At 50.5% G+C, this 1,691-nt stretch carries 1 protein-coding gene; it reads left to right on the top strand.

The features are described from left to right. A partial coding sequence (locus tag IV71_RS08020) for a DUF1542 domain-containing protein (protein ID WP_162258592.1) occupies positions 1-1,691 on the top strand: 1,691 nt, incomplete at both ends.

Here is a 1,691-nt window from a genome sequence, read left to right as displayed (position 1 = left end):
TGAAGCTGACCGCAAGGCAGCCGATGAGAACATCGACAACGCTTCAGACGCCGACGGAATTAACTCCGCTGCTTCAGACGGTATTCAAAAGATTGACGCCGATCACAAGCCTGGCAAGTCAACGGATGAGCAGAAGACGACCCAGAAGGCCAATGTTGATGCGGAAGCCCAGACGGTCTCCACTGCTATCAATGCTGACAACACGTTGACGACTGATGAGAAGAATGCCCGGTTGGCAGCAGTTGAAGCTGATCGCAAATCAGCTGATGCAAATATTGATAACGCTTCAGACGCCGACGGAATTAACTCCGCCGCTTTAGACGGTATTCAAAAGATTGACGCCGACCACAAGCCTGGCAAGTCAACCGACGAGCAGAAGACGACCCAAAAGGCCAATGTTGATGCGGAAGCCCAGAAGGTCTCCACTGCTATCAATGCCGACAACACACTGACGACCGATGAAAAGAATGCTCAAACGGCAGCGGTCGAAGCTGACCGTAAGGCAGCCGATGAAAACATCGACAACGCTTCAAATGCCGACGGCATTAACGCCGCCGCCTCAGCTGGCATCACCAAAATCGACGCCGATCACCAACCTGGCAAGTCAACCGACGAGCAGAAGACGACCCAGAAGGGCAACGTTGATGCTGAGGCCAAGAAGGTCTCCACTGCTATCAATGCTGACAACACGTTGACGACTGATGAGAAGAACGCCCAGTTGGCAGCAGTTGAAGCTGATCGCAAATCAGCTGATCAAAACATTGATAATGCTTCAAATGCTGACGGGATTAACTCTGCTGCCTCAGCTGGCATCACCAAAATCGATGCCGATCACAAGCCTGGCAAGTCAACCGATGACCAGAAGACGACTCAAAAGGCCAACGTTGATGCTGAGGCCCAAAAGGTATCCACTGCTATCAAGGCCGATAACACGTTGACGACTGATGAGAAGAATGTGCAGTTGGCAGCAGTTGAAACCGACCGTCAGACAGCGGATAAAAATATCGACAATGCTTCCAATGCCGATGCGATTAATTCGGCGGCTTCAGCTGGCATTACCAAAATCGATGCCGACCACAAACTTGGAACGTCAACCGACAATCAGAAAACGACCCAGAAGGGCAACGTTGATGCTGAGGCCCAAAAGGTATCCACTGCTATCAAGGCCGACAACACGTTGACGACTGATGAGAAGAATACCCAGTTGGCAGCAGTTGAAACTGACCGCCAGACAGCTGATAACAACATTGATAACGCTTCAAATGCCGACGGCATTAACGCAGCCGCTTCAGCTGGCATCACCAAAATCGATGCCGACCACAAGCCGGGAACGGCAACCAATGTTCAGAAGACGACCCAAAAGGCTAATGTTGATGCGGAAGCTGAAAAAGTCATTAAGGCGATTAAAGCTGATCCGACCTTAACAACTGATGAAAAGAACAGTCAGGTTGGACGTGTTCAAACAGATCAAACACAGGCTGATCAAAAGATTGATGACGCCTCAGATGCCGATGGGATTAACGCAGCCGCTTTAGCCGGTATCCAAAAAATTGACGCCGATCATGTTTCGGGTAAGGCGACGGATGAGCAAAAGACGACCCAGAAGGCCAATGTCGATGCCGAAGCCAAGAAGGTGGATGCTGCCATTCAGGCTGACAACACATTGACGACTAACGAAAAGAATGTGCAGT

Origin of the sequence: Fructobacillus fructosus KCTC 3544, from assembly GCF_001438695.1 — a bacterium.
GTDB classification, from domain to species: domain Bacteria; phylum Bacillota; class Bacilli; order Lactobacillales; family Lactobacillaceae; genus Fructobacillus; species Fructobacillus fructosus.
This window is presented reverse-complemented; position numbering and strand designations above follow the sequence as displayed.